This window comes from Microcoleus sp. OTE_8_concoct_300 (genome assembly GCF_031383065.1).
Classification (GTDB): Bacteria; Cyanobacteriota; Cyanobacteriia; order Cyanobacteriales; family Microcoleaceae; genus Microcoleus.
Genome location: NZ_JANMZH010000447.1, coordinates 1 through 5948, shown reverse-complemented (window position 1 = coordinate 5948; position 5948 = coordinate 1). Strand labels below are relative to the sequence as shown.

General features: G+C 49.4%; 4 protein-coding genes and 1 tRNA gene. All 5 read right to left on the bottom strand.

Features of this window, described 5'->3' with window-relative positions; translation table 11 throughout:
- Window positions 1-336: 336 nt before the first annotated feature.
- Window positions 337-1416 (bottom strand): class II fructose-bisphosphate aldolase, encoded by a 1080-nt coding sequence (gene fba, locus ACUVJL_RS20320; protein ID WP_333246959.1) that lies wholly within the window; start codon window positions 1414-1416, stop codon window positions 337-339.
- 672 nt (window positions 1417-2088) lie between these two features.
- Window positions 2089-2160, bottom strand: a tRNA-Lys gene (locus tag ACUVJL_RS20315).
- A 67-nt stretch (window positions 2161-2227) separates the two neighbouring features.
- Window positions 2228-3097: an aldose epimerase family protein gene (locus ACUVJL_RS20310; RefSeq protein WP_445247485.1), complete on the bottom strand. Its 870-nt coding sequence runs from the start codon at window positions 3095-3097 to the stop codon at window positions 2228-2230.
- 134 nt (window positions 3098-3231) lie between these two features.
- A complete protein-coding gene (locus ACUVJL_RS20305; protein WP_445247484.1) occupies window positions 3232-5310 on the bottom strand; it encodes a CapA family protein in 2079 nt (692 codons plus the stop codon).
- Between the two features lie 12 nt (window positions 5311-5322).
- Window positions 5323-5478 carry a hypothetical protein gene (locus ACUVJL_RS20300; protein ID WP_333440494.1) on the bottom strand — a complete coding sequence of 52 codons (156 nt, stop codon included), beginning with the start codon at window positions 5476-5478 and terminating at the stop codon, window positions 5323-5325.
- Window positions 5479-5948: the final 470 nt, after the last annotated feature.

Below are 5948 nucleotides of genomic sequence, written 5' to 3'. Positions count from 1 at the left end.
TTGCCACTCTGTAAAAAAAGCCTCATCCTCAGTTCGGCTCAAATTCAACCTTGATTCAGCCTCAGCAAGGCTTTTAATAGCTTCTGTAACTGCAATAACCTTTGCCATTCCTTCACCTTTGATTCAAACGGTTCAATTTCCAACGAACATTAGCTTCATTGTAAGCAAAATAGACACTCCCGGGCTATCAGGCGTGGGGATTCTTGCTTCACAGGGATTCCAACGAATTTACTTCTATGGGTTTGTGTCCAAATACAAAAACCGGGCAACTTCAAAGCTACCCGGAAATCCAAACTTTAGACCTCAGACAAATCTAAAATCTAAAACCTAAAATTTTTAAACAGCCACAGTCTTCTTAGCAGAAGAGCTCAATTCGCCCTTAGCATACTTAGCTGCAAAATCGTCCAAAGACACTTGCTTAATCTTTGTACCGTGACCAGCGCAACCGAAAGAGTTGTAGCGATCGCTACAAACCTTCTGCATATACTTGATCGACGGCTTCAAGAAGTGGCGGGGGTCAAACTCATCGGGCTTCGCAAACAAAGCTTCGCGCACCGCAGCGGTAATGGCCAAACGGTTGTCAGTATCGATATTGATCTTGCGAACACCGCACTTAATGCCCTTTTGGATTTCTTCCACAGGTACGCCGTAGGTTTCGCGGATTTTGCCGCCGTTGTTGTTGATGATTTCCAGCAATTCTTGGGGCACAGAAGAAGAACCGTGCATTACCAAGTGAGTATTTGGCAAGCGGCGGTGAATTTCTTCAATGCGGCTGATTGCCAAAATTTCGCCAGTCGGCTTGCGAGTGAACTTGTAAGCGCCGTGAGAAGTGCCGATCGCGACTGCTAGAGCATCCACGCCGGTTTGCTCGACGAAATCAACAGCTTGTTCAGGATCTGTGAGCAACTGATCGTGAGAAAGCGCACCTTCAAAGCCGTGGCCGTCTTCTGCTTCGCCCATCCCTGTTTCCAGAGAGCCCAAGCAACCCAGTTCACCTTCAACGCTAACGCCGATCGAATGAGCAACATTCACCACATCGCGAGTAACTTGAACATTGTACTCGTAGCTGGCGGGAGTCTTAGCATCCGCTTCCAGAGAACCGTCCATCATCACGCTCGTGAAACCTTGGCGCATGGCAGAATAGCAAGTACCGGGGGCATTGCCGTGGTCTTGGTGCATCGAAATGGGGATGTGAGGATAGGTTTCAACTGCTGCCAAAATCAAGTGGCGCAGGAAATTTTCGCCAGCGTAGGAACGAGCGCCGCGAGAAGCTTGCAGAATCACAGGGCTGTTGGTTTCGTCAGCAGCGCGCATGATCGCTTGGATTTGCTCCATGTTGTTGACGTTGTAAGCCGGTAGGCCGTAACCGTTTTCAGCCGCGTGGTCGAGCAGCAGTCGCATAGGTACAAGCGCCATAGATATTCCTCCTAATTATTTGTGATTTCTGGGCAGTGGATTTTGGACAAGTTCAATTCTTACGACAATCTTAAGACAATTTGTAGCCGATCGCGCACTATCTTTCCAGATTTACGTGAAATACCCAAACTAAACGGAATACCGTTATAGTTCGGGCTTCGTGTCTCGTTTGCCGTTGCTCTGTTGGGTATCCCATTGCTGGGTATTCGTCACTGAAGACGATCCGAGTCTGACACAGCATCTCTGGGCTTTTACACCCTTTATCCCTTCCTAGGGAACCCACGCAGAAACCCTGTTTCCCAAGGCAAAAAACTATTTCGTACAACAAACATGGATTATATTTCACAACAGGGCGTACCTTGTCAACCAGCGGTCTGTTCTTTCCCCCTTTCTCTCGCAGTTGTCCTTGCCAAGCATCTTACTGCTACTGTAGCCTGTTGTTTGCAGTCGAGTGGGTGGGTCGCAACCACTTATATTTTACACGTTTTTTGCTAGAGAAATAGGAACTTGTCGATCTTTTTCACAAGCCTTGCTTGGCTTATATCCCGACGCCCAATTGAGTACAATTACAGCGCGGGACTTACGCCAAAAGAGTTAAAAGTTCAAAAAACAAAATTTTGAGTTCCGAGCATTCCACTCAAAACTCAAAATTTTTCACTCACTAATTTTTTATGGGTCGCCCGGGATTTGAACCCGAGACCAATCGGTTAAAAGCCGAATGCTCTACCGCTGAGCTAGCGACCCGCGAAAACATTCTTACCGCACACAATTTCTAATAGTAGCACCCTTGATGTGAAATAGCAAGTGTTTTTTAAAAAAAAGTTGCACTCATGCGAACCAGCATCTCGCAAGTCGCTCCCGGCTGCAAATAAATCAAGTGTTCGCCAGTGTTGAGGGCATTTCTAGGAGCAGTCCAAGGTTCCAAACAGTAAAAATCCTTGCCCTTCACCATCCAGAAAACCAACTTCCCATAGCTGGAGTTGTAACTGAGTGTGAGCCGCAAGTTCTGGGCCGAGTCAGTGACAGTAGCAGCAAGACCAGTGAGCTCGTCAAAGGAAACATCAATTTCATCCAGCGTCGGGTCAAAAACCCCGGTGAAGTAACCCTTAGTGTGGGTGTTCTGATCTCTGTACTGCATCCCGGGAATCTCAAACCGGAGCTTAGATTTGTCCCTCGCCAAAAAGTAGGGGTGGAAACCACTAGAAAAAGGCATAGGTTCGTCAGACAGATTGGTGTATCGCTGAAAAATTTCCAAAGAATTGCCTTTAATCTGATAAGTGAAGGCTAGTTGGAACTCAAAGGGATAAACAGCCAGCGTCTTGTCGCTGCTGTCGAGAATCAGGGTAAGAGCGGCGCAACCCTCCGTAACTGGTTCGCCTATTCTCCAAGGCAAGTCTCGCGCAAAGCCGTGCTGTTTGAGCTTGCGCTGCACTCCCTTGTGGGTGTAAGTATTGTCAGGGAGATTGCTGCAGATGGGAAACAGGATGGGAATCCCGCCGCGTACTGTCAGATCGGGATTGGCGAACCGTTCCGCGTCCAAGTAGAAGATTTCTTTGCCTTCAACCAGCCAGCTAGTGGCCATACCGCCCCGTTCCGGCACAACTTCTAGAGCAGAGTTAGCGGTTTCGTCGGAGAGGATATAGGTTTTGTACTGCTTTTGCTTGAGCGCGATCGCAAACACATTTGTCATCGGTAGTAGGTCATTGATCATTGGTTGTCAGTAAATTGGTCGTTAATAATTGGTCGCTGCTAAGTTGATGTTCACCCATTACCGCCCCTATCCTCCCCCTGCATTCTCGCTCCGACCCCCATCGGCTAACCAATGCTCCCAGCTATAGGAGGCAGGGCGATCCGCGGCCCGGAGCGGTCGCTGCTTGTACCTGGAACGATCGTGGATGTCGGCTGCTGTTTGAGTGCGACTTCAAAAGATACAGCCCGAGTGGGGGGAAGATAGCTTTGGGGACTCGGCACTGCTCCTTGACTGGGAGATGGGGGCGAAATAAACGGTTCTTTGATGAATGGCTCTTTCGTAAACGGATCTGCTTCCCCGCTGGGATTTTGAGGTTGAGTGCGGTAGATGCGCGGCGGCAAATTTAGATTCGGAGGCGGGTTTGACTCCATTGCAGGCCCGGTCCCGTTCTGGAAAAATGAGGAGTTGTCCGGCTGTTTGGGCGCAGGTGGCAAAGCCGGCAAAATCAAAGTTGGTTTGGCTTGTCCGGGGCCTTGCAGATTGCTTTCACCGTCGCTGGCCCGGGAACCGGATCCTGGCCCTCGGGTACCGCTCTTTGCTGCTCCTGGCAATGGAGAATAAGGAGTTTTTGGTGCCGTTCCTAGGTTGATTGGGGCCTCGAGAACTACAGAAGATCGCATCGGCCGATCGAAAATACTAGAAATTTGCTCAACGTGTTTGAGGATGCGATCTGCCGCGGCTCCCTTCACCACCTTCGGCTGAAACTTTTTCACCTCCACAGGCAGAAACTCTACCTTCATATTCCTGTCTTTGAGGGATACTTTCAGGACTGCGGTATCGTAATCCCTGCGAGCATTCGGGCCGAATATAAAATTACCCAACGAGTAAACTATCGGGCGGCCCTTATAAATTTCTGCACCTTGCAGGACCTGGGGGTGGTGTCCCACTACCAAATCAGCTCCTTGGTCGATCGTGAACCGAGCCAAATCAATCTGCCAGTCCCCCGGATAATCTGCCAATTCCACTCCCCAATGGTAATTAACAATAATCCAGTCTACCTGACCCCTGAGAGCTCGAATATCCTCTGCCACGCGATTGTTGCGGCGGGGGTTAGTGCCCGCTTTCCCTTGGTCGGCGGCGTGAAGGTCGGCATCGTAATAACCGAGGTAGGCGATCCGCTGACCCTTAACCTCAATAATATCTGGACGCCTTGCTTCTTTAATATCTCGGCCGGCTCCCTGGTGTTGAATCCCACTATTATCTAGAGTATTCATAGTCTCCACCAGCCCCGGTTCCGCGTAATCCATAGCGTGGCTATTTGCCAGATTGACAATATCCACTCCTCCTGCTGTTAATACTTTCACCGATTCTGGATCGGCTTTAAAATTTAATTGTTTTTTGCCCGAGCCCAATTTAGAGCGAGTCAGGGGGTTTTCTAGGTTAACCATCGCCACATCTGCTTGCCGGTACTCGTCCATATTGGCAAAAGCCCAATGGTAATCGTTGCCCGCAGATGCTCCGAGCGCATCCGATAGATTCACATTTCCTCCGAACATCAGCGTTACGGTTGGGTCGTAAGGATTAGCAACTTGCTTTTGCTGTACTACTGGTACCACTTCTAAAGCCGCTTGCACCGTATCCGCACGTTTGGCAGGCGGCCCCGATATTACCGCAGCTTGCTGGTACCCGGATACTGGGGATACTAACGGCAGGGTCAGAGCTTCGTGGTAGCTCACCCAACACCCTAAAATAAATGAGGCAAGTGCCGAGCCCACTAGCAGCAGAGAACGATACGTTTTAAATTTAACCCAATCGACGACCAGTAGGGAACGGTAACGCCGCCGCTGGCGGTTTGCCGGAGTGACAATTCGCACTGACTGTTTCCACAGAATGTCTGGTTCCCCAGCCAAGCGCGCGTGAATTCGCACCCCTTCTACTGCTGGCGAGTTGAGTCTCCAGAGTTGGTGGCAAATAAATTTGACTAAGCCTTCCCGGAGAGTGCTCCCCAGTAATCTAGTATCTGGCGCAAATTCGCGCTGAAATTCTACGAGGATTTGGACGCAGCCAGCCTGAGCCTGTTCGACGCGGGCATAAATCCCTTCGGGTCGCAGCAAGCTGTCAATCCAGTAATTCAGGGCTTGAAAGTTGCCCGATCGCGCTAGCTCCAAGATAGACGGCTGCGACCAATTTTCTGCGTACACCATCAATTCGCCTCCTTAATACGCACTCGCGATGACTCCAATTTGTTTTGAACGGAACCGCAATTCTTTTAGCTTAACCGCCACAGGTTCCGCTGCCCGTTTTGAAGCTAGTTGTTGGCCGCCACCATTTTCTACATTTAGGCGCTGCCTGCTGTCAGTGATTTTTATCACACTCCGGTCAATCGATTTTAAATTTTAGATTTGAGATTTTAGATTGAGTTCAAAGGGGGTACTGGGGGCTAGAACCAACATCGAAACAAGAGCTTTCTGGGGAAATGGACGCATAAGAGAGCGAGATTTCTGAGGCAGAGTCTGTTTTTATTGTCGCTGTTAGAGTGTCGCTTTGGAGCTTTCGCTTTGAGATTTGAGATTTGAGATTGAGTCAAGAGACGTTAGTGGGCTAGAACCAACGTCGAAACAAGAGGTTTCTGGGGGACTTGAGCCAGAAAAGAGCGAGATTTCTGAGGCAGAGTCTGTTTTTATTGTCACTGTTTGAGTGTGGCGAAAGGAGCTTTCGCCTTGAGATTTGAGATTGAGTCAAGAGACGTTAGTGGGCTAGAACCAACGTCGAAACAAGAGGTTTCTGGGGGACTTGAGCCAGAAAAGAGCGAGATTTCTGAGGCAGAGTCTGTTTTTATTGT

Excerpts from the sequence above, each read along its gene's own strand:
- fba (WP_333246959.1), bottom strand. The coding sequence starts at position 1,416 with ATGGCGCTTGTACCTATGCGACTGCTGCTCGACCACGCGGCTGAAAAC.
- ACUVJL_RS20305 (WP_445247484.1), bottom strand. The coding sequence starts at position 5,310 with ATGGTGTACGCAGAAAATTGGTCGCAGCCGTCTATCTTGGAGCTAGCG.